Source organism: Cytobacillus sp. FSL R7-0696 (genome assembly GCF_038006865.1).
GTDB classification, from domain to species: Bacteria; Bacillota; Bacilli; order Bacillales; family Cytobacillaceae; genus Cytobacillus; species Cytobacillus kochii.
In genome coordinates, this window is sequence record NZ_JBBOWA010000001.1 from 197049 (window position 1) to 221412 (window position 24364).

At 35.1% G+C, this 24364-nt stretch carries 21 protein-coding genes; 9 read left to right on the forward strand and 12 right to left on the reverse strand.

From position 1 onward, the window contains the following. Positions 1–103: 103 nt before the first annotated feature. Positions 104–448: a DUF3889 domain-containing protein gene (locus MKX29_RS00980; RefSeq protein WP_224939079.1), complete on the reverse strand. Its 345-nt coding sequence runs from the start codon at positions 446–448 to the stop codon at positions 104–106. 198 nt (positions 449–646) lie between these two features. On the opposite strand from MKX29_RS00980, the gene MKX29_RS00985 reads away from it, so the two are divergent. Further along, complete coding sequence (locus tag MKX29_RS00985; RefSeq protein WP_095369951.1) at positions 647–898, forward strand: YhdB family protein; 252 nt, start codon at positions 647–649, stop codon at positions 896–898. 48 nt (positions 899–946) lie between these two features. Here the strand turns inward: MKX29_RS00985 and MKX29_RS00990 are convergent, their stop codons facing one another. The 4 genes from MKX29_RS00990 to MKX29_RS01005 form a co-directional block, all read right to left on the reverse strand. Further along, positions 947–1579 carry a response regulator gene (locus MKX29_RS00990; RefSeq protein WP_224939078.1) on the reverse strand — a complete coding sequence of 211 codons (633 nt, stop codon included), beginning with the start codon at positions 1577–1579 and terminating at the stop codon, positions 947–949. Positions 1580–1595: 16 nt separating this feature from the next. After that, positions 1596–2714 (reverse strand): GAF domain-containing sensor histidine kinase, encoded by a 1119-nt coding sequence (locus tag MKX29_RS00995; RefSeq protein ID WP_341103455.1) that lies wholly within the window; start codon positions 2712–2714, stop codon positions 1596–1598. 345 nt (positions 2715–3059) lie between these two features. Beyond that, complete coding sequence (locus tag MKX29_RS01000) at positions 3060–4796, reverse strand: phospho-sugar mutase (RefSeq protein WP_289433264.1); 1737 nt, start codon at positions 4794–4796, stop codon at positions 3060–3062. 230 nt (positions 4797–5026) lie between these two features. Beyond that, positions 5027–6571, reverse strand: coding sequence for a bifunctional GNAT family N-acetyltransferase/carbon-nitrogen hydrolase family protein (locus tag MKX29_RS01005; protein ID WP_224939075.1), 1545 nt, complete (start codon positions 6569–6571; stop codon positions 5027–5029). A 263-nt stretch (positions 6572–6834) separates the two neighbouring features. Here MKX29_RS01005 and MKX29_RS01010 point away from each other — a divergent pair, with 263 nt between their 5' ends. Together MKX29_RS01010 and MKX29_RS01015 are read left to right on the forward strand one after the other, a co-directional pair. Next, positions 6835–7281, forward strand: coding sequence for a disulfide oxidoreductase (locus tag MKX29_RS01010; protein ID WP_251161268.1), 447 nt, complete (start codon positions 6835–6837; stop codon positions 7279–7281). After that, positions 7278–7751, forward strand: coding sequence for a thioredoxin family protein (locus tag MKX29_RS01015; protein WP_224939073.1), 474 nt, complete (start codon positions 7278–7280; stop codon positions 7749–7751). The genes MKX29_RS01010 and MKX29_RS01015 overlap by 4 nt, the downstream gene beginning before the upstream one ends. Positions 7752–7828: 77 nt before the next feature. Here MKX29_RS01015 and MKX29_RS01020 read toward each other — a convergent pair whose 3' ends face one another. Next, positions 7829–8200, reverse strand: coding sequence for a DUF5365 family protein (locus tag MKX29_RS01020; RefSeq protein WP_224939072.1), 372 nt, complete (start codon positions 8198–8200; stop codon positions 7829–7831). A 212-nt stretch (positions 8201–8412) separates the two neighbouring features. Here MKX29_RS01020 and MKX29_RS01025 point away from each other — a divergent pair, with 212 nt between their 5' ends. Beyond that, a complete protein-coding gene (locus MKX29_RS01025) occupies positions 8413–9324 on the forward strand; it encodes an RluA family pseudouridine synthase (RefSeq protein ID WP_341103467.1) in 912 nt (303 codons plus the stop codon). A gap of 191 nt (positions 9325–9515) precedes the next feature. Here MKX29_RS01025 and MKX29_RS01030 read toward each other — a convergent pair whose 3' ends face one another. The 3 genes from MKX29_RS01030 to MKX29_RS01040 all read right to left on the reverse strand — a co-directional run bounded on the left by MKX29_RS01030 (position 9516) and on the right by MKX29_RS01040 (position 12976). Further along, complete coding sequence (locus MKX29_RS01030) at positions 9516–9776, reverse strand: GlsB/YeaQ/YmgE family stress response membrane protein (RefSeq protein WP_224939070.1); 261 nt, start codon at positions 9774–9776, stop codon at positions 9516–9518. A gap of 111 nt (positions 9777–9887) precedes the next feature. Then, entirely contained in the window at positions 9888–10706 is an 819-nt protein-coding gene (locus MKX29_RS01035; RefSeq protein ID WP_224939069.1) for an aldo/keto reductase, read from the reverse strand. Next, a complete protein-coding gene (locus MKX29_RS01040) occupies positions 10700–12976 on the reverse strand; it encodes a HelD family protein (protein ID WP_341103471.1) in 2277 nt (758 codons plus the stop codon). The genes MKX29_RS01035 and MKX29_RS01040 overlap by 7 nt, the downstream gene beginning before the upstream one ends. Before the next feature lie 451 nt (positions 12977–13427). On the opposite strand from MKX29_RS01040, the gene MKX29_RS01045 reads away from it, so the two are divergent. From MKX29_RS01045 to MKX29_RS01055, 3 genes are all read left to right on the forward strand, one after another. Next, positions 13428–14045 carry a DUF47 domain-containing protein gene (locus tag MKX29_RS01045; protein WP_095369963.1) on the forward strand — a complete coding sequence of 206 codons (618 nt, stop codon included), beginning with the start codon at positions 13428–13430 and terminating at the stop codon, positions 14043–14045. A gap of 13 nt (positions 14046–14058) precedes the next feature. Next, positions 14059–15057 (forward strand): inorganic phosphate transporter, encoded by a 999-nt coding sequence (locus tag MKX29_RS01050; RefSeq protein WP_224939067.1) that lies wholly within the window; start codon positions 14059–14061, stop codon positions 15055–15057. 186 nt (positions 15058–15243) lie between these two features. After that, positions 15244–16539, forward strand: coding sequence for an NCS2 family permease (locus MKX29_RS01055; RefSeq protein ID WP_095369965.1), 1296 nt, complete (start codon positions 15244–15246; stop codon positions 16537–16539). 129 nt (positions 16540–16668) lie between these two features. On the opposite strand, the gene MKX29_RS01060 is transcribed toward MKX29_RS01055, so the two are convergent. From MKX29_RS01060 to MKX29_RS01070, 3 genes are all read right to left on the reverse strand, one after another. After that, entirely contained in the window at positions 16669–18060 is a 1392-nt protein-coding gene (locus MKX29_RS01060; RefSeq protein ID WP_224939066.1) for an L-cystine transporter, read from the reverse strand. Between the two features lie 265 nt (positions 18061–18325). Next, complete coding sequence (gene proC / locus MKX29_RS01065; RefSeq protein WP_341103474.1) at positions 18326–19126, reverse strand: pyrroline-5-carboxylate reductase; 801 nt, start codon at positions 19124–19126, stop codon at positions 18326–18328. A gap of 195 nt (positions 19127–19321) precedes the next feature. After that, positions 19322–22411: an efflux RND transporter permease subunit gene (locus MKX29_RS01070; RefSeq protein WP_341054963.1), complete on the reverse strand. Its 3090-nt coding sequence runs from the start codon at positions 22409–22411 to the stop codon at positions 19322–19324. A 309-nt stretch (positions 22412–22720) separates the two neighbouring features. Between MKX29_RS01070 and MKX29_RS01075 the strand changes: the two genes are divergently transcribed. Further along, positions 22721–23566, forward strand: a complete 846-nt coding sequence (locus tag MKX29_RS01075; protein WP_224939063.1) for a TetR/AcrR family transcriptional regulator — start codon at positions 22721–22723, stop codon at positions 23564–23566. Positions 23567–23723: 157 nt separating this feature from the next. Next, positions 23724–23948, forward strand: a complete 225-nt coding sequence (locus tag MKX29_RS01080; protein WP_191814601.1) for a hypothetical protein — start codon at positions 23724–23726, stop codon at positions 23946–23948. Positions 23949–24364 lie beyond the last annotated feature (416 nt).

The window sequence follows — 24364 nt, forward strand, 5'->3', positions numbered from 1 at the left end:
TAATCCTTATTTAGACAAACAAAGGATGCCCTTAAAATGAGCATCCTTTGTGAAATAATTATTTTTTTCTAAAAGAAGTCGATAGGAGTTTACTACATTCTATTCACTTTCGCTCCTGCTCTTCTACCGTTAAATTTAAGAATTTACTATCGTCTAGTCGATGAGTTACTTTAACAAGCACAGTCAAATCTTTTCCATCCTCTTTTACTTGAAATATAAAAGTATCAATGACTTCATTTTCTGAAATCATCCGTCTTCCAGCATACTGATAATCAACAACTTCTTCTTCTGGGTAATCTTCCTTCACAACCGCTGTTGCAATTCTGCCGTATTTTTTATAATCGACTTTTTCTTTATGTTCTCCATGTGTATGTACGTCGGCAAATACCGGTGCCTGAATGTAGTTTAAACATACTACAGTAAGTAACAATAAAAGTAGCTTTTTCATACAATAAACCCCCGTTTATCTAAAATTACTACTTCTATCTTTTTCAAATTGCAACTCGATTATGTATCAATGAAAGAATTTATTTTTATACAGGTAAAACTTGATAAACGTGAAATAACAGGTTGACCAAATTTTTGGTTGAAAAAATAATTCATTATGGCTCAAACTATTCTTAACTCCCAAGGGAGGAGAATGAAAATGAATAAAGTGGATTATGACCGTGCGTTATATTATACTCACCGTTCCGAATGGGATAATTTACTCATTCTTATGGTTAGAACAAGTGATCAATTTTTAGCGAAAAAAATCGAGCATTTTCTACATGCGTACAATTTTGAAAAAGATTACACGATTATCGAACAGCATCTATATACACTTCTACGTTATATTGATCACGCCAATCAATTATCGGAAGAAGAAATGAAAACAGCTTCACCCTATTTTATGTAGAATTCCACCAATAATGTAAGAGCACTATCTATTTATAGTGCTCTTCTTTTACATGACAAAGTTATTTTTCACTGCAAAAATGGCCGCTTGCGTGCGGTCATCGACGTCTAACTTGGATAATATATGAGACACATGTGTTTTTACCGTTTTCTCTGTAATAAATAATTCAGCCGCTATTTCTTTATTGGATTTACCTTTTCCCATTTCGGATAATACTTCTTTTTCTCTTTTTGTAAGTTCATGCCATAAATGTATATCCTCATTTTCATGTGAGAATTTTGACATTAAATGAGTTGTCGCTTTAGGATGAATATAATTTTCCCCATCCATTATTTCATTCATCGTTTTTACAAGCTCATCTGGTTCAACATCCTTAAGTTGATAACCTGATGCACCAGCTGCTATTGCAGGGATACAATGGCTTTGATCTGAATAACTTGTCAGTATGAGTATTTTTACTTGGGGAAATTTCTTCCTAATTGCTTTAGTTGCTTCGATTCCATTCATGTCAGGCATATCAAGATCCATTAAAATAAGATCTGGCATACATTGTTCTGTTAATTTTATTGCTTCCTCTCCAGTACTTCCTTCACCAACAATATGGATATCCTTTTGTGTATTCAAAAAAAAGATAAGCCCTTTTCTTACAACATGATGATCGTCAATAATTAATACATTCACCCGTTAGACCCTCCTCTTAATTGAACAGGCGTATAATGATTTTCGTTCCCTTCCCTTCACTAGTAGATACATCCATGGTACCATTCCGTCGTTCAGCTCGTTGACGCATATTTCTCAATCCATGAGAAGGTAAGAATACAGATGGACTGTAATTAAAACCTACACCATGATCAGTTATACTCATCTGTATTATCTGTTTATCCTGGTTGAAATCAATTGCAATATCAATCTTATCCTGACCAGAATGCTTCTTACAATTCATCATTGCCTCTTGAGCTATCCTCCATAAAGTTTCTTCTGTTTGTGGAGAAATATTTGTTAATGTATTAACATGACAATGTAACTGAAGCCCAAGCATTTCACTGTATTCTTTTAATGATGTGAGCAACCCGTTTTCTAGACTTTTTGGTTTTAACTGCCAGATCAGATCACGCATTTCATGAAGGGCTTGTTGGGAAAGCTCTTGTATATAAGTAAATGTTTCTTGAACAGTTTTAGATTTTGTTATTTCCCTTCCTCCTCGAGCCGTTAAACTAACCGAAAATAACAACTGATTGACAGAGTCATGCAATTCCTGTGCAAGACGATTTCTTTTCTCAATAAGTGCCATTTCTCGTTCCCTCGCAGTTAATGCCATTCTTTTTAATGTCGACCCTATTTGAAAAGCAACAGATTCTAATAAAGAAAGTTCCTTTTCTGAGAAATGAATTTTATTCGGAGCTCCTACATTTAAAATGCCGAACATTTCTTCACCAAAGCGAAGGGGAACTGTTGCATGGTGGGTTAAACCTTCAATGTCAGCATATCCATTCTTTTTTGCCTCTTCAATTCTTTTACAATTGATAATATTACTCGCACGATTTAATTCACCGTTATTGTAACGGTTTACACACCAGCATTCTTTCGAACACATCGGAGCGAACTGATTCGTTGTTAATGCTTGGGGCAATTGATGATGTGCGATTAGCGTTGGTTCATGCTTTTTGATTAAAAAAAGCCAGCCTGTTTGTAATTGAGTGACTTGTAGCAATCTTTCTAATACAGCAGACAATGTTTCTTTCATTTCGCTTCCTTCATTAAGTAATTCCGCTATTTCCTTAAGTATGACTGCTTCACGAATTTGTTGATTCGCCATTCTCTTTAACCCTCACTTTATGACTATTATAACGAGTATTTATGTAATGATCTTCATTCACAACGATGAAATTTTCTCAGCCTAAGGTCGTATATATGAAGCTTATTTGATACTACTTCTAACTGAAATTAGTGAATGTTCAGCAATTATCCACGACACGCAAATCTACTTTCCTTGGCTTCTCAGCTAGTGCTAAAACAAATCTTTACTACAATGATCTCTTTAATGTCCTTTACTTTTATTTACCCTAGGGCTAATGAGGGGTTAACAAAGCCATTACTTGAATAAAAAAATCGAACATATTCTCATCCTTTAAGATTTGAATGATGTTCGAATTTTTTAGTTTTACAATTCCTCTTGTATCAACTGTTCCACTTTCTTCATTAGTTCCACTTGAACATGGTCAAGCTTTTCTTGACTCAAGCTTAATGATTCGCTTTTAACACCAAAATAAAACTTAATTTTTGGTTCCGTTCCTGATGGGCGTAAACAAATCCAAGTACCATCAGCGAAGAAGTACTTTAATACATTAGATTTCGGAAGATGAATAGCCGAACGACGACCATTTTCTGTGCGAATACTTGTTAAATAATCTTCTGTCGCGATATGACTAAGACCTTCTATATCAATTGAAGATGTATTTCTAAACGTGGAGAGTATGTTTGCAATTGTTTCTGTACCTGCTTTGCCTTTTAAAGTTATCGACTTTAATCCTTCACGGAAATAACCATACTTTGCATAAATCATCATTAATACATCATATAGTGTTTGGCCCTTTTCTTTATAAAAAGCAGCTGCTTCAGCAATTAATAGTGCAGCTTGAACAGCATCCTTATCTCTAGCAAAATCACCAATCAAATAACCATAGCTTTCTTCATAACCAAAAAGGAATTTATACTCACCTGTTGTTTCATATTCTTTTATTTTCTCAGCAATAAATTTAAAGCCTGTAAGTACATCTTTTGTAGTTAAACTAAACGAAGCTGCAATTTCTCTTCCTAGCTCTGAAGTTACAATTGTTTTCAGGACAATTCCATTTGACGGAATGCTATCTTTATCCTTCTTTTGTGTTAGCATGTAGTAAAGAATTAGAGCACCTGTCTGATTGCCTGTCAGAAGCTCATACTCATTCTTATCATTTTTAACTGCTATTCCTAATCTATCCGCATCAGGGTCAGTAGCAATAAGTAAATCCGCATCTACCTCTTCCCCTTTTTTTATAGCCAACGTAAATGCAGACCTTTCTTCAGGATTAGGGCTGTCTACTGTAGGAAAATCACCATCAGGTTTTTCTTGTTCCTCTACAATATGAACATGCTTATAATTCAAGCTTGCAAGCCCTTCTCTAACCGGTTTATTGCCCGTGCCATGTAATGGAGAAAATACGATAGAAAGATCCGTTTTTTCACCTATAGAACGGTCTTCTGAAATTGTCTGTAACTTTTGAACATAAGCACGATCAATAGATGAACCAATCGTAACAATCAGTTCTCTCTCTCTTAACAGTGCTTCTTCTTCTACTTCAATAAGTAACTCGTTTTCAATTTGATTTACTTTTGCTATAACTGTATCGGCATCTTCTGGTATCAATTGTGCTCCATCCGGCCCATATACTTTGAAACCATTGTATTCTTTTGGATTATGACTAGCCGTAATGACAATACCAGCATATGCATGCAAATATCTTACAGCAAACGAAAGTTCAGGTGTGGGTCTTAACTCATCGAAGATATATGTTTGAATATCATTTGAAGCAAGCGTTTTTGCCGCTTCTAAAGCAAATTCTGGTGACATATGTCTTGAATCATGGGCAATCACTACACCTCTTGCTTTTGCTTCCTGTCCCTTTTCAATTATGTATTTGGCTAAACCGTAAGATGCTTTTCTAACGGTATAAATATTCATTCTATTTGTGCCTACACCAATCTCTCCTCTCATCCCACCTGTTCCGAACTCGAGGTCTTTATAAAATGCATCTTCTAAGTGGTTTTCATTGTCATTTAATTGAATTAATTCTTCTTTCATTTCAGTAGTCAATTGCGAATATGTATTCCATCTATCTACATTGCTTTTCCAATCCATCGTTTTCCCCCCTAGTTAAATACCTCTTTCCATTATCGACTAAATTAATCCATTTTGTAAGCTATTCTCTCTTATTAAAAATAGTGGATTTTTATAAAATTTTCAATCAATTACTGCGGTTTCTATTTCAATTTCTTTAAAGGATCTATCCCTAAGAGTCGACATTCATCATTTCCCAAAAAGAACACGAACAAATAAATTTGTTCGTGCAGGATAGCTGTCTATAGAATTTATTTATGATTACGATATTGAATTTGATAAATATCATGCCTTCTATCTTTCAAATGTCTTACTGTACCGTCTTGTCTTTTCCTTCTTAATACCTCTAAGTCTACATCACCAATTTGCACCATTTCAATATTTGCATTCGTCTCCCCGACAATTCCATCCTTAGCAAACTCGAAATCTGAAGGTGAAAAAATCGCTGATTGTGCATACTGTATATCCATATTTTCTGTTTGTGGTAAATTCCCGACTGTACCTGATATTGCTGTATAAATTTGATTTTCAATGGCCCGAGCTTGTGCACAGTATCGAACACGTAAATAACCTTCTCTGTCCTCTGTACAAAAAGGAACGAATATAATTTTTGCTCCCATATCAGTCGCAATTCGCGCTAATTCTGGGAATTCAATATCATAACAAATTTGAATCGCAATTTTTCCACAATCCGTATCAAAAACGCGGACAGCGTCACCAGGGGATATCCCCCACCATTTTCTTTCATTAGGCGTAATATGGAGTTTATATTGCTTTTCAATCGTACCATCACGTCTAAATAAATAGGCTATATTATAAATTTTATCCTCATCCTCTTTTACAAAATGAGATCCACCTATAATATTTATGTTATACCTAACTGCTAAATCAGTGAATAATTGAATATACTCTTCTGTATACTCAGTAAGCTTCCTTATAGCAAGACTCGGTACTTTCTCGTCCAGAAATGACATTAATTGCGTCGTAAATATCTCTGGAAAAACTGCGAAGTCCGCTTCTGCATCTGAGGCAACATCTGTGAAATACTCGACTTGACTGGCGAAGTCTTCGAACGATTGAATTTGACGCATCATATATTGTACAACACAAATTCTAACTGGATAACTTGTTTTATAAAATCTTTTCGTTGTTGATTTATAATCAACATTATTCCATTCCATTAACGTTGCGTATTTATTGGATTGCCTATCATCTGGCAAGTAATTAGGATTTATCCTCATTAGTGTAAAACCATTTAATAATTGAAAGGATAGTACAGGGTCATATATTTTATGAAGCGATACTTCATTAACATATTCTCTCGGACTCATCTCTTTTGCATGCTTATGATAATTAGGGATTCGCCCTCCAATAATAATACTCTTGAGATTTAACTCCCGAGCTAGCTCCTTTCTTTGCTCATATAGACGGTGACCAATCTTCATTCTACGATATTCAGGATGAACCATTACTTCAATACCATACAGATTGTAGCCATCATCATTATGGTTAGTTATATAACCGTCATCAGTGACATCAGCCCAAGTATGGCGATCATCATATTCATCAAAATTAATAATTAAACTGGAACAAGAACCAATGATTTCACCATCATACTCTGCTACAAATTGTCCTTCCGAAAATATATTTAAATGGCTTTCAAGGTGATCTCTTTTCCATGGATCCATTCCTGGAAAACATACCTCTTGTAGCGCAATAATTTTATCGATATCTTCTTCTCTCATGTTTCTAATAATCATTTTTTTCTCAAATTTGCTTAAATCTAATTTTCTCATAAATACTCCCCTTATTTTCATTGAAACAAACGTTTGTTACTCTTATACCCCTATTTACCCTTTTCTAATCTTGGTCAAATGTTCTCCCTATAGATTCGTTTGTCAACACATAACTATGCTTGATTTGTGTTGATTTTATGACTTTTTATAGAATTTTCTCAAGCATCGTTTATTTTTACGTTAAAGAGACGTATAATTTGTTAAAATACGTTAGTATACATATTTTTCATTTCGCCTATAAATATGAAAAAAGGGAGAACGTTATGAAACCAACAGAAAAGAAGGATGCTAGGGAAAGTATTCTGTTTACTGCATGGGCTGCCTCAGTCATTGCTGTTTTCGGCAGTTTATATTTTTCCGAAATTAGACAGTATGAGCCATGTGAATTATGCTGGTACCAAAGAATTCTTATGTATCCTCTAATTGCCATTTTAGGCATAGCAGTAGTTAAAAAAGACTTTCGAATCAGCTTTTATACTATGATTTTATCTGGAATTGGAGGACTCATCTCTATTTACCATTACGGTATTCAAAAGCTTTCTTTTTTAACTGAGAGTGCTCCAGCATGTGGCAGAGTTCCTTGTACGGGACAGTATATTAACTGGTTTGGCTTTATCACTATTCCATTTCTAGCATTGGTTGCATTTATTATTATTTTTATTTGTAGTGTCATGATATGGAAAAAAACAAAGGGGGAGAAGACCAAATGAAAAAAATCATCATATTCTTAGCAGTCATTATTATTCTTTTTGGCGGAGTTGCACTGTTAACAAAAATGCAGAACGATCAAAAAGTTTCAGGGGACAACCCTTATGGAACAACTGATTTAGAGCAAGAAACGATTGATCAGTTAGATGATCCTAATTATAGCAATATTGTGTTACCAGAGGATTTAGAGAGTCAATTAAGTGAAAGCGGCGAAGCTACGGTATACTTTTTTAGCCCAACATGCCCTCACTGCCAAAGAACAACTCCAATTGTTGCTCCTTTATCTGATGATATGGGCGTTGACTTATTACAATACAACTTACTAGAGTTCGATCAAGGTTGGAATGACTTTGGTATTTCAGAAACACCAACTATTGTGCATTATGAAGATGGAAAAGAAGTAGCTCGTATTACAGGATACCAAGAAGAAGCTGTATTTCAAGATTGGTTTGAAGAAAACGTAACAGAATAAAAACGGATAAATAAAAAAACGACCAAATGTTCATAAATAAATTTGGTCGTTTTTTGTATTTCCCTTTTAAATGATTCTTACTGTAAGTAAGCTTGGTCTATATTTATTGGCTCTTTCGTTTGTTCAGGAAGGAAATGATGAAAGGAAAATGGAAAAGAGATATCAAAACGATTTAAAATCTCAGTATTTCTTTTAAATAACTCACAATGTTCTTTCTTCAGCCCTGCATCTTCAAGGAGGTGCATTAAAGTTTGTAAACTAGCCAATACCGAGTAAGCATCTCCTAAAGTTTCCATACACTTCTCTGTCGGCTTTAAAATATTCATGTCACCAAATGTCTGTAATTCTTTTTCTGAAAAATAATGAGGTAAAACATGATGAAACATTTTATCGACCAATGCTTCAATTTGCTCCTCTTGTTCTGTTGTTGCCGCAAAAACTACTTTCACAAGTAACCCACCTTTGTTCACTAATACTTCATGATTACCAATAGAATAGCATAAACTACTTTTGCCTCTCGGTGGTAATTATCACCATGATTTTATATACTATTGATGCAAATATCGTTTTCTACAAGAGAACTTGAATAATCCTTGTTAAATACACTTTCATCTATATGAATAAACACTATATGATATGCTTAAAAGGAAGGAAGTAAATAATGGTAACAGTAAGTAAAAAAGGAGAATGGTTTGAATTAACCATTCCAAAAAAATGGGCTGGTCAATCCGCAACGCAATTGTTTAGAGAGATTTGGGGCGCCCCTAAAAAGCTGACCCATCAAATGCGCATGGAGGGATGCGTAAAAAAGAATAACAACCCTATTGTATGGGAAAAGCCACTAATCCAAGGAGATCGGTTACAATTCAAACTTTTAACGGACCCTCAGGTAGAAACGCTTGAGAATGATGGTTTCTATACAGATGTAGATGTTAGGTACGAGGATGATCATTTAATCATTTTTAACAAACCTGCTGGGATGGAAACACACCCACACACCTTAGTTCAAAAAAATACCCTTTTAGATGCAGCCAAATATTATATGCAACTTCAGGGTGAATCTACTTACATTCGACATATTCACCGATTAGATAAGGAGACATCTGGAGTGATACTGTTTGCTAAACATTCTTTAGCAGGTGCTATCCTTGATACAGAACTTGCACAAAGATCTATCAAGCGCACGTATATGGCTCTCGTCCATGGCCAACTAAAAAATAAACATGATAGTATTGAACTCCCTATCGGAAAGGATCGCCATCATTCCAATAAGCGGAGAGTCTCAACTACAGGGCAATATGCCAAAACGACCTATGACGTCCAAGCTTATGATAGCAAAAACAATATTTCACTCATTACTTGTCAACTCGATACAGGCAGAACCCATCAAATTCGTGTCCATTTAAGTCATATCGGACATCCACTCGTTGGTGATCATTTATATGGAGGAAAGAACCTGCTAACTAGACAAGCATTACATGCTTATAAACTTGAATGGCAGCACCCCTTCACAAAAGAAAAACAGGAGATCACTTGTCCGGCACCAGCAGACTTCCGCTCATTATGTCCATAAAGGAAACAAAGTACAAAGTCTATTATCAGCTCTTTTATTTATCTATTTACAATCGATAATAAAAACACAAAACAACGAGCAATTCGAAGTGAAGTGCTCCTTAAATTTAGCCATAAAAAAACTGCACCTCCAATTGTTAGCTCATGTTTCTAACAATTGGAGTACAGTTCAAATTGTTCGTTTTACTTATTTTAATCTGTCGATTTCCTCATGGACCTCATGATGAAACTTACGATAAAGGCAAGCACAATCGCACCAATGATCGCTGGAATTATAGCAAAATCTGCGATTACTGGTCCCCAGTCTCCTAAAATAAGAGTCCCTAACCAAGCTCCGATGAAGCCAGCAATAATATTGCCTATAACTCCTCCTGGGATATCTCTACCTGCGATTAAACTCGCTACCCAGCCGATAAGTCCACCTATAATTAATGACCATAAAAAGCTAAACAATGCTCTTCACTCCTTCATTACATCTATTTCATCTTCATTAGATGTACACTTAGGTTGTGAAAGCACTCAACGAATCATTCATTCAGTTTTTTCCTAATATGGAAATAGCAATTACAAATCGTCAGGATTTTTACCCATCCGTTTATTTTTATTATAATCGTCAATAACGCTCATATCCTCGTCAGACAGAGCAAAATCAAATATAGCTTGATTTTCCTCTAGCCTCTTTAATTTCGTTGTTTTAGGTATAACGATTACCTGTTTTTGTATATGCCAACGCAGAATAATTTGCGAGACTGTTTTATTATATTTTTTACTTAAGGTAACAAATTGTGGCTCCGAAGAAAGTTCACCTCTTGCAATTGGCGCCCACGCCTCAACTTGAATGTTGTTACTCCAGCAATATTCACGAAGTGGTTGTTGTGATAATTGCGGGTGCAACTCAACCTGATTGACCATTGGCATTATTTTTGCGACTTTTTTTATTTCTTCTAAGTGATGTTCGTGAAAATTACTAACGCCTATTGCCTTTACTAACCCTTCTTCATACAAATACTCAAGTGCTCGCCACGTATCTTTATACTTATTTGGCATAGGCCAATGGATTAAATATAAATCAATATAAGATAAATGTAATTTTTTCAAACTTTTCTTAAAAGCTGCAATCGTCTGCTCATATCCATGATCATCATTCCAAACCTTTGTCGTAATAAACAGCTCTTCTCTAGGTATGCCACTTTGTTCAATTGCTCTACCAACACCTTCTTCATTATCATAGAAGCTTGCAGTATCGATTAAGCGATAACCTAGTTGAATCGCATTCCTTACGACATTTTCCACTTCCTTCCCTTCTTCTACTTTATATACACCTAAACCAAATTGGGGCATCAAGACCCCATTTGCTAATTTTACATTAGGTATTTTTACCATCTCTCATCCTCCTCAAATAAAAAGTCTGTTTTTTTATTTCCATAAAAATATAAACGATGAAGCGGTCTAGTCATTGCCACATATAACAACTGTATTTCTAAAGGAGCTTTTGAGGTAAATACTTCATCAATTGAAAAGATAAATACTACGTCAAACTCTAAACCTTTGGCTAAATAAGCCGGAACAATGACGACTGATTCTTTAGGAATTTGTCCATGTTCTCCTAGTAAATAAACCGGCATTTCGCCATTTTTTTCAAATTGTTGATAAAGCTTCATACAATCGTTCATCGTTTTCCCAATTAATGCAAAAGTTTTAAACCCTTCTTCTTTGACTTTAAGTAATTTAGCCTCTAGGACATGTATATAGTGCTTGCCTTCGCGGGATGGAATAAACTGCGGATGCTCTCCATGTCTAACAACTGGCTTTACTTCAGGAAAGGTATACGGCAGTTTTTTTAATATATGATTAGCTGCTTTCATAATTTCTACAGTAGTCCGGTAACTCTTCTGCAATTCTGTATAAGTGGCTCGAGGGAAAATCTCGGCTTTTACGTCCGCCCAAGATGTAAGCCCTCTATAAGAGTGTATACCTTGCGCTAAGTCTCCAACTAATGTAAACATATCGGTATCAGCTGCTTTCTTAAGAGAAAGAAGTTCCATGAACGTATAATCTTGCGCCTCATCGATGACTATGTTTTTTACTTTCCACTCTTTTTCAATTCCAAACAAATGAACCTGCAAATACAATAATAAAGCTAAATCTTCTCTTTCATACATTCGCCTCTTAAACAAGTCTTGTTGATAACGAATAATATTTTCTGCTTCTACTTGTGTTAACTGATTAAGTGAACGTTTCACTAATTGCTGTGGGTTTTGAAATAAATCTTTATAATAAGTCCAAATATTCTTTTTAGGAAATTGCTTCATATATGTAGCAACCGATGTCTTTATTGCCGTTGTCATCTCTTTCAACCTTGCTTCTTTCTTATCAAGGGCTTGTGAGACATATTTTTTTCTCTTCACGGGATCTTTCGCTTGATATAATGCTCTTTCAATTTTGTCATCATAAAACATTTCAATTTTCTCAAGCATTTTCTTTTTTTTATGTTTTATTTCATTTTGTAAAATCGAACGTAACTTATTTAGTCTCTTATACAAAGGTAAATAATAAAAATCTTCTTCCAATAATTTTACAAATCGCGCACTTTTATATAATCGATACTTATCAACATAAAAATCAGTAGGCGGATGAAAAGTTAGAAATATTTCTTTCATATATTCATTCAGTATGGTTTGAAAAACTTTAGATCCCTTCAATTTTGATATTTGAAGCGCATGAACTGTTTCCTTTTGATGATTTTTCTCTAACAATTGAATTAACTTATCGTCTTTTTTCAATTTTATATTTTTCTTTTGTAATGCTCCTATGACATAATCCTCGTACGTTTTTTGCTTAATATTCTCAACACCAAGCTCAGGTAGCGCTTCGGAAATATAATCAAGGAATAGATTACTTGGGGCAATAATCATCAATTGCTCAGGTTGAAAGTTTTCTTTGTATTGGAAGATAAAATAACTAATTCGGTGTAAAGCAATCGTCGTTTTACCACTTCCCGCACCGCCTTGAACGATGATAGGTTTATTCAAATCAGCTCTGATAACTTTATTTTGTTCCTCTTGTATAGTAGCTACGATTTCTGTGAGGCGATTACTTGCACTTCCAGCTAGCGTTTCTTGTAGCAATTGATCATTTGTTGTCAAATCAATATCACGAATCTCAGTAAGGAGGCCACGCTCCATCATAAATTGTCTTTTTAATAAAAGCTCACCGTTAAAATTCTCTCCATTAGAGACATATGAAACATCCCCTAGTCTGCCTTCATAATAAAGATTTGCTATTGGTGAACGCCAATCGACAATTAATTGATCCTGATTTTCTCTTGAGTATAAAGATGTTTTTCCAATATAGATGACTTCTTCCACTGGTTGATCATCTCTGGAAAAATCAATTCTTGCAAAATATGGTTTCAGTCGGGACTTTTTCAAGCTTGATAGCTCTTCTTTTGACATATCAAAAAAGCGAGCATTCGTTAATAAAGACGAATAACCCAAACTGGAATCGACGTCTTTAAAGGCTGCTTTCATATTGTCTTGAAAATTATCCTTCGATGTCTCTGCTGTTTTAATAACAGCTTCCATATATCTTTTGGTATATTCTAAGCGCTGGTTTTCTTCATTGTAATCGGGGTGTTGATGTACCGTTGTCATATCATTTACCTCCATTTTTATAATTAGCCGCTGATGGAGAGTAATCTGACGTTGTGTAAGTGAGAAGAAATATATATTATCAGAAAAATGCATAACAATCAAATAAATGCGCAGTACTTTTAAGTCGCTCTAATATGAATAGATATTAATTAAGTTAAGGAATAATGTAAAAGTAAAGAAAAACTTTATTAATTTTTTGTAAAGGCGAACACAACAAATTCATGAAAGATAGAATAAATTTTACCCACTCACACTCTTATAAAGTCAGTAGTAACAGGGGATATGAAGATTTTTATTGAATAATAAGAAACATTACAATATGATTACAATTAAACACAATTCGACATTTTTCTTCTAGACCCGAAAATTACGCTTTATACAATAAAATTTTTCGTTTAAAATAATAACGTTTGAAGGGTTTATTTTCCGAAAATTACTGGGGGTATTAATGATGGTTTTTAAAAAACAAGATAAATTCAATAAATTGTTAAGTGATATTGCAATCAACTTAAAAGAAGGAGCAATGTATTTCGCCGATTATAAGCTAAATAACATTAGTGACTTGAAAATTTTCTCAGAAAAAATGAAAGAATACGAAACAAAAGGCGACACACTTGTTCATGAAACAATTAAAGAATTAAACAATGCCTTCATTACACCAATTGAAAGAGAAGATATTCTTCATCTTGCAATGGCTATGGATGACGTATTAGATGGTTTTGAACAAACAGCAGATTTATTTGAAATGTACTCCATCATTAATGCTGATGAATATATGTTGAAGTTTGTAGAAGCTATTCAACAAAGTGCAGTAGAAATTGAAAAATCAGTTGAGCTATTATCCTCTAAAAAGTTGCTAAAAATACGAGATCATGCAATTAAAATCAAAGACCTCGAATCAAAATGCGACGGCGTATTACGCCAATCTATTAAACATCTTTTTTCCGTTGAAAAAGATCCAATTCGCATCATTCAGAAAAAAGAAATTTACGAAAACCTAGAGGAAATTGCTGACAGCTGCCAAACAGTTGCCAACGCATTCGAAACAATTATAATGAAAAACGCGTGAGGAGCAATAACTAATGGATGCAATTTTAATTATCACAGTATTAATCGTCATTTTCGCTTTAATTTTTGACTTTATTAACGGATTTCACGATACAGCAAATGCTATTGCAACTTCAGTGTCAACGAAAGCTTTGAAACCTAGACACGCTATTATACTAGCTGCAACAATGAACTTTGTAGGTGCAATGACTTTTACAGGTGTAGCGAAAACGATTACGAAGGATATTGTCGATCCTTTCACATTACAAAATGGCTCAATTGTCATACTATCTGCCCTTATAGCAGCGATTTTCTGGAACCTATTGACTTGGTATTTCGGCATACCAAGTTCATCCTCTCATGCTTTAATTGGCTCAATTGCAGGTGCTGCCATTGCGTCAGCTGGGTTTTCTGCATTAAACTATAGTGGATTTATCGGTATCATACAGGCACTCATTTTTTCGCCACTGATTGCTTTTGCAGCCGGATTTATTATTTATAGCATTTTTAAAGTTGTTTTTAGAAATAATAATTTAACAAAGACAAATAGAAACTTTAGAACGATACAAATTTTCACCGCTGCATTGCAATCATATACCCACGGTACAAATGATGCACAAAAAGCGATGGGGATTATCACACTAGCGTTAATCTCCAATAACTATGTAACTTCTACGGACATTCCTTTTTGGGTCCAATTATCTTGTGCAATCGCGATGGGACTAGGTACATCTGTTGGTGGTTGGAAAATCATTAAAACAGTTGGCGGTAAAATCATGAAGATTCGCCCTGTTAACGGAGTAGCAGCAGACATTACGGGGGCAATGGTCATTTTTGGTGCAACCGCACTACATATGCCAGTTAGTACAACTCATGTTATTTCTTCATCTATCCTCGGTGTAGGTTCAGCCCATCGAGTAAAAGGAGTCAAATGGGGAACAGCACAACGTATGTTAATAACTTGGGTTATTACTTTGCCGATTTCAGCAACAATAGCTGGGTTAACTTATTTGATTTTGAGTTCTTTCTTATAATGCATACAAATCCTTAAGGGTTTACATCCTTAAGGATTTTTTTGTCTTCTTCTAATAAGAACTCATATATAACAAATACTATAAAGAACTTGAAAATCTTCATAAAAACGAATACTATAGTCCATGTGACCTTTTTTCGTTCGTATTATTACACACGACCATGTATTTACAGCTTGGAGGATTCTAATGTTTAAGTTAAAAGAAAACAATTCTACAGCAAAAACAGAAATACTCGCCGGTTTTACAACTTTTTTAACAATGGCATACATTGTTGTTGTTAACCCAGTCATTCTCTCTGACGCTGGTGTCCCATTTGATCAAGTCTTTACTGCAACAATTATTGCAGCAGTAGTTGGTACACTTTGGATGGCCCTTTTTGCTAATTATCCAATTGCTATCGCTCCCGGTATGGGATTAAATGCTTATTTCGCGTATTCTGTCGTTGGTGGGGGCTTAGATTATGTAACAGCTTTCGCTGCCGTATTCGTAGCAGGTCTCATCTTTGTGATTTTATCTTTAACTGCTTTTCGTGAAAAATTAATTGAAGCCATTCCAGAAAACTTAAAAGCAGGAATTTCTGCTGGTATTGGTTTATTTATTGCATTTGTTGGACTGCGAATGTCCGGCATTATTACAAGTGATCCTAGCAATCTTGTGGCTTTAGGGGATTTAACAGCAACTTCAGCAATATTAACGCTAGTTGGTTTAGTCATCACACTCATTTTAATCGCATTAAATGTATCTGGAGCTCTGTTTTTCGGCATGATTATAACAGGCTTAATCGCGTTCTTTACTGGGCAACTACAGTTTAGTGACGGGCTAACATCTTTACCTTCGCTTCCAGAAGGCATTTTAGTATTCAATCCCATTTCAGCTATTGGGGACGTCATCACTCATGGTCTTTATGCGGTTGTTTTCTCGTTTTTATTAGTAACAATATTTGATACAACCGGAACAATGATTGGTGTTGCCCAACAAGCTGGTTTAATGAAGGGGAATAAATTGCCACGTGCAAGACAGGCTTTATTATCTGATTCATTAGCCACATCTGTCGGTTCTATGTTCGGAACAAGCCCTACAACTGCTTTCATTGAATCTTCTAGTGGGGTTGCAGCCGGTGGTCGAACCGGACTAACTTCTTTGACAGTAGGTATCCTTTTTATCGTTGCTGCATTCTTTAGTCCGCTTGTCAGTGCGGTTTCAGGCATTGCTGCCATTACTTCGCCTGCACTCATAATTGTTGGTAGCTTAATGATGGGAAGCTTAGTTAAAGTTAAATGGGGTGAGTTTGATGAAGCTTTCCCAGCGTTTTTAATTATTTTGACGATGCCGCTCACTTCTAGTATTGCTACAGGTATTGCACTCGGGTTTATAACACATCCCATCTTAAAAATATTTAAAGGCAAAGGTAAACAAGTTCATCCACTCGTTTATATTTTCGCTGTATTATTTCTCATTCAATTACTCTTTTTACCACATTAAAGTGGAAGGAATAGAAACATCTATTGGCTAAATAAAAAATCCGAACACCTCTTCAAATGCTAAAGCAATGCAAGCATCTGATTAATGAGTGTTCGGATTTTCTTTTTTACCAGTATAGGATTGAATGAGTTAGACTTCTACTTCTTCAATTTTATTATGTGGGTCATTATAAACTTCTTGGTCGATATCTTTCGTCATTTTACTCGTTAATATACCCGAAGTCATAGATCCACTTACATTTACCGCTGTTCTCCCCATATCAATTAATGGTTCGATTGAGATTAATAAACCCGCAAGAGCAATAGGTAAATCTAAGGCTGAAAGGACGAGAATGGCTGCAAAAGTTGCTCCTCCACCTACTCCCGCAACGCCAAATGAGCTGATAACAACTATAGCGATAACTGAAAGGAGAAAACTTGGTTGTAATGGATTAATCCCAACCGTAGGTGCAATCATAACAGCTAACATAGCCGGATAAATACCCGCACAACCATTTTGTCCAATAGAGAGACCAAATGAACCTGCGAAATTGGCTATTCCATCTGATACCCCTAATGATTTTTGCGCCTTAATATTTAAAGGTAATGCCCCAGCACTTGTTCTTGACGTAAAGGCAAACGCAAGCACCGGAAATGCTTTTCTTAAGTATTGTAGTGGACTTAATCCGACAAATAGTAATAATAACAAGTGAATTAGCATCATAACCGCTAACGCTACATATGAAGCAATAACAAATTTCCCTAAATTGTAGATTGCAGAGAAATCACTTAACGCAACTGTCTTTGTCATAATAGCAAGCACGCCATAAGGAGTTAATCTAAGGATTAGTGTAACCACACGCATAATAATGCTATAAAAGGCATCGACAATTTTTGCAAATATCTCTGCTTGCTCAGGTGTTTTTCTTCGTACGCCCAAGTAGGCAATACCTAAAATTGCTGCAAATATAACGACTGATATCGTTGAAGTCGCTCTCGCTCCTGTTAAGTCAAGAAAAGGGTTTGCAGGAAGTAACTCTAAAATTTGTTGAGGCAATGTTTGAGCTGCTAGTGATTGAGATGTTTCTTCCATTTGTGTCCCTCTACTGACCTCTGCATCTCCCTCTTCAATTTGGATGGCTTCTAAATTAAAGACGGTTGCCGAACCAATACCCACAATAGCAGCCACAGCTGTAGTCCCAAGTAGTATTCCGATAATTAATACACTTATTTTACCAATATTACTTGAGAGGCTCAATCTTGTAAACGCTCCTAAAATGGAAATAAACACGAGTGGCATCACAATCATTTGTAAGAATTTAACATAACCCCCACCAACTAGTTGAAACCAATCCGTCGACCTTGCCAATACTTCTGAAGTTGATCCATAAATCAGTTGCAATGCTAAACCAAACAATATACCTATTCCCAATGCCGTAAAGACTCTTTTAGAAAATGAAATATGTTTACGTTGCATAATAAATAATAAACTAATAAAACCAATCATTAATGCTAAGTTAATAATAAACCATACATTATCCATCATTACCCCTCCTAATATCTTACTTTTGCACAATTTTATATGATAATACGATTATTCCTATACGTCAAGTATGAATTACGATTTAATTATCCTTTATGGTATATGCTTTTTTCATGAATATATACCAATCTATCTATAGGCCTTTCTTACTTAACATTTTCAACTGTTTTTGCCGATTTTTTTAATCCCCTTTGAAAGCCAAAAAGCTGCAGCATCGCTTAAAATAAGCTAACGATGCTACAGCTAAAATAAAAACTCTTATTGCTTATAAGCTTCTTACCTTCTCGCTGCATGCTTTCATAGCAGTGAGAACAGATGAACGAAATCCTGTTTCTTCTAACTTGCTGACCGCATCAATAGTCGCACCTCCAGGGGTACAAACCTCATCTTTTAACATTCCAGGATGTTTACCAGATTCAAGCACCATCTTTGCTGCACCTAATACTGCCTGAGCACCTAGTTTATAAGCAATGTCTCTTGGTATACCGTCTTTTACCGCTCCATCGGCCAATGCTTCTATAAATAAAAACACATATGCAGGAGAAGACCCGCTAATTGCTGGAATGCCATCCATTAATGACTCATCCACTACTTCCACTTTCCCGATAGCAGAAAAGATGCGTATTACTTTACTTAATTTCTCTTCATTAATATACTGGTTGCTACTTAGCACACTCATTCCCTCACCAACCAGTGAAGGTGTATTTGGCATTGTACGTACTGCCATTACATTTCGTTCAAAGTACTTTTCGATATCATGTAGAGTAATGCCAGCAGCAATGGTTACGATAATGCTATGTTCATTTACTTCCCCTTTTATTTCATCAATTACTTCCTTATGATTATTAGGAGGAACCGCTAAAAAGATTACTTCGGCGCTTCTCGCCACTTCTTTATTGGAGTGGGTTGTATGAATCGCATACTTTTCTTCTACCTTATGTAGTGTTTCTTTCGTTCTTGCACTTGAAATCATTTCATGATGACTGACTAAACCGTTTTTTAATATGCCGCCAATAATCGCTTGTGCCATTTTTCCACAACCGATAAACCCTATCTTTTTTTCCATTGTTATCACTCACCTTTTCCTTACTCTGGTTCATTTTAACATTATCACAGCTGCATTGAAAAAAAGTTTAATACACTTCTTTAAGGTAATCGCAGAACTAATGATAACTATATTTGCTACAAGCTACCCTTATTTATTAGATAAACTTCATGAAAAAAATAACCCAAAGCATCAATGCTTTGGGTTATTTATTAATTAATTATCTTGAACATCTTTTCGATTCTTTTTAAACATTTTTGATAATACTTCATACACAATAGGAACAACGACTAGAGTTAATAAGGTCGAACTTGCAAGACCACCGATAACTGTGATACCTAATCCTTTAGAGATTAAGCCTCCACCGCCTGAACCAAATAATAATGGAACCAGCGCACCCATTGTAGCAATAGCTGTCATTAGTATCGGACGAAGACGAGTGGCACCCGCTTCTAGAATAGCGTCTCTCATCGTCATACCATCTCTTTCCATATGAATGATCCGGTCAACTAATACGATAGCGTTCGTAACAACGATACCGATTAACATGAGTAGACCCATCATAACCGTAACAGAGATTGTTTCCCCTGCAATGTATAATCCGACAAAGGAGCCAATGACTGCAAACGGTAGTGAGAACAGAATGGCAAACGGTGCAACACCCTCACCAAATGTAACAACTAAGATGAAATATACAATCGCAATAGCGGCAAGCATTGCTAAACCTAATTGCGTAAACGTTTCGTTCATATCTGCAGTTACACCAGCAACATCAAGAGTTACCCCTTGTGCCAAGTCTAAATCATCGATACCTTTATCCAGTTCACTCGTAACTTTGGATAAATTATCTGAAGTTACTGTGGCAGAGACAGTTGCATAGTACTCACCTTTACTACGAGACAATGTATTTAATGTTGTCCCTTCTTCTACATTAACAAGCTCAGATAATGGCATTTCTTGGCCTGTTGCAGTCGGAACCTGTGTATCTAATAACTCATCAATTGATTTCGCAGGCTCAGCAGCTTCAGTTTGAATAATGACATCTATTTCATTACCATCACTTTGAACAGTTGTCAGCACTTCACTATTACCTTTATCGTTTAACGCCATAACGATTTGACCTGTCGTTAAACCATACTGCATAACGTCTGCTTGCTCAACTTTTAAGATATGTTCTACATAAGCATCTTCTGCTGTAGATGAAATATCTTCTAAGTTATCGGTATCATGCATGACATCTTCCACTTGTGCCACGGCATCATTTAGTTTATCTAAATCCTCACTATACAATGTATAGCTTACTTCACTAGTATTCGCACCCATTGAAGAAAAGTCCTGAGATTTCCACTCACCAGATTGTTCAATATTGAATACATATTCTTCAATTTCTTCTCTTACCTCTGGGAAGTTCTTCATATCTGGATCAAAAATCAGATACATAAGAGCCCCACTAGCGCCGCCACCCATCATCATAGCAGCAGGATCTACATTGTCTGGGTCATTAATGGACAATTGTAGTATATCAATATCATCGCGTTTTAATAATTCTTCTTCTACTTCAGAAATATTCTCTTCCGTTATATCCATCTTCTCGCCGGTTTCAGGTGTATATGTTAAATACATTACCTTCTCTTCTTCACTTCCAAGGAAGCTAAAACCGATTAATGGAGTCAATGCTAATGATCCAGCTAATAAAAGAATAGCAATAGCTGACGTAATAATTTTATGGTTTAACGCTTTACTTAGAATGCCTTTATACCATAAAGCAAGTTTACCTACTTCTTTATGATTGCTCTCCTCTTTCTTACCGTAAAGTTTTTTCTTAAATAAGAAATGAGAGAGGGCTGGGACAATTGTAATCGCAACAATTAATGAAGCGCCCAATGCAAATGTCATCGTTAAAGCAAACGGAACAAATAGTTCACCAACCATTCCACCTACGAAAATTAACGGCGCAAAAACGGCCACAGTTACTAATGTAGACGAAAGAATCGGCTTAAACATTTCAATAGTCGCTTCCCTTACTAAAGCACGACCATTTAATTTTTCCTCTTTCAAATGTAAGCGACGGTATATATTTTCCACAACAACAATCGAGTCATCAATTACACGACCAATTGCTACTGTAACCGCTCCAAGAGTCATAATATTTAACGTAATATCCAACCAATTAAGCACTAAAAATGCCATAAAAATCGACACCGGAATAGAAACAATGGATATAATCGTTGACTTAAAGTCTCTTAAAAAGAGTAAAATAATTAATACAGCAATTAAACCACCAAAAAGTGCTTTTTCAACCATTGTGCTAACAGACTTTTCAATCGGTTCACCCTGGTCTAAAGAAATATCAATGGCAAGGCCATCATACTTTTCTGTTTCTTCTTCAACATAATCTTTTACACGATTAACTACATCTACTGTGTTATCCTGTTGTCCTTTTACAATTTGGATCGCAATCGCATTTTCTCCATTTGTACGAGAAACAGACTCTACTTTACCTACTTGTTCAATTTGAGCAAGTTCACTTAGCTCAACAAATGGTTGTGGGTGGTCGGCAGTTGGTGTTACTGGGATCATCATTTCTTTCAACTCATCAATAGTTGTTACTTTCCCATCTACCGAAACAGCTTCTTCAGCTTCTTCAAAATCAAATAACCCTAAAGATAATGCCATATCACTTGCTTGAATCAGTTCTTTTACATCATCTTGATTCAATTCAAACTTGGCTAGCTCTTCTTCATCCCAAGTAAATTCAACTTGTTCAATATGTTGACCGGTCATTGTTGCAGATGCTACACCTTCAATCTTTTCAATATCAGGCAAGATTACATCTTCAACTAATTCAGTCAGTCCAACAATATCTTCTTCTGTACTACTAATTGAAAGTGCAACTACTGGCATCATATTCATGCTGATAGATGTCACAGTCGGCTCTTCCACATCTTCAGGAAGATCTAAATTAGCAATCGCTCTTTCTAGCTCAACCTTTTTATCATCCATATCAGCGCCATATTTATATTCTACTTGAATACTTCCTACATTCGCACTTGAATTAGAATAAACAGCATTGACATCTTCAAGTCCTTCAACTGCCTGTTCAATTGGCACTGAAACCTCTTCCATCACCTGCTCAGGGGTGGCACCAGGATAAACACCATTTACCATTAAAAATGGAATAGAGATATCTGGGATTGTTTCAGTTTTCATCTGTGTAGTTGAGTAAACACCTGAAACTGTAATAATTATGGTTAATAACCACACAGCGAGCTTATTCTTTAAAACGAAATTGACTATGCCCTTCACATTGACACCTCTTTTTTTAAAAATTCGATTCTCCTTTACCCGATAACCATTATGTATATAGTAGAAATCAGTGTAAACGAAGTCTAACAAATAAGAATACTAACTATCATACCCAAAAAGAAGCCATTACTGGTTCTATAGAATCTATTTTGTTTGTTTTCTTGACGACAAACTCGGGTATCCTATAGAATATGACTAGTGGGTCACATCACCAATAAATATAACTGACCGGTCAGTCATGTGTCAATTATATTATTGTGAAGTTTTTGTTAACACGGAGATACTTCTTCGGTTAAGGAGTTGTTACAGATGAAAGAAAAAGAAAAAATAATTATTGAAGCTGCGATCAAATTATTCGCTAAAAAAGGATATACTGCCACATCTGTACAAGATATCGCCACTGATAGCGGCATTTCCAAAGGTGCATTTTATTTATATTTTAAATCCAAAGAAAAATTGTTAGAGTCTTTATTAATATATTATTTTGATCAATTAACTGAAGAAATCATGCAGTGGGACAACAAGAACCTTACTGCAAGAGAAAAATTCAAGGCACAAATCAATACAACCATTGATATGTTAATCCAACATAAGGATTTTATTATTACTCAAACAAGAGAACAAACCATACCTATTAATGAATCAATAAAAGAATTATTATTCACAAAGCAAATTGAAATGAATGAATTTTACCGCAAAAGTTTATCTTCTATATATGGAGAAGAAATGACTCCTTATTTATGGGATTTATCTCAACTTCTTGATGGTCTTTTTCATTCATACGTAAAAATATTAATTATTGACAAAGAAATATTTAAGCCTGAGCATGTGACTGATTATTTATTAAATAGAATGGACTCTTTAGCAGAGGGTCTAAAAAAAGAAGAACCTTTGATTACTGAAGCTAAGATGAACCGTTTTCTGCAAAAATTTAATATATTTTTACCAAATACTAGTCCATCGACTACCATTGCAGATATTAGACAACAAATACAAGAATGCGATGATAAAGAAACATTAGAGGTTTCCCTCGATATGATAGAAGAAGAAACCCAAAGGGAATATCCCAGACTTCCTGTCATTAAAGGAATGATTACTAACTTTAATCAATATCCTGATTTAAAGAAGCAACTGAATGATTTATTACAATTATAGAATGAGAGAAATTTGTCGATAAAAAGACCAACCTTTTTACTGGACATTTTCACTTTAAACGTTTATTTTACTATAAACAGGTAATATAAAGAGATATAGTGTAAACGAAGTAGAAAACTTCTGTACTTATAATTTATAAGAATGGATGGTGGAGAATATGGCAAATAACAAAGTTACGAATATCAGAAAGAATGAAAAGAAAGATGTAAGTATCGGAACAAGCGTGTCTTTAAATGGTCTCGTTACAGCAGTCTTTGATAATATGGTTCACGTACAGATCGGGGCTAAAATTGTCACTGTCAATATAAAGGATTTATATTCAGAAATCAACCAAACGCTACTTCCAAAACAATCAGTAAAAACACCATCGCAATCCGTCTAAAAACTGGTAAAGATTATATTTCCTAGGATAGTTAGCCTATAAAAATAAGGCTAGTTATCCTTTTTTATTTAGATAATGAACGATACATATATGAAATTAAAACAGTTGGTTGTTGATGATGTAAAAGTTTACATAAAAAATTTATTCATCCTTCGCTTATTTTCACTAGATATTTTTATTTTTTAACAATATGACATTGCCACAAATGAATTTCAACTCTATTATTTTATATACTTTGATGAATACGGGGATTCTTCTTTTCTTCATTTTAGGTAAGCAGGACTACAAAAAGAACCATATAAATATTCGTATCATTCAAATATTACATGGATGATTTCTTTTCACTGCATAGTTATTGTTATTGACCAATGCAAACAGAGCCATAAAAATACTTACCTTGTTCAACGAACGATTCC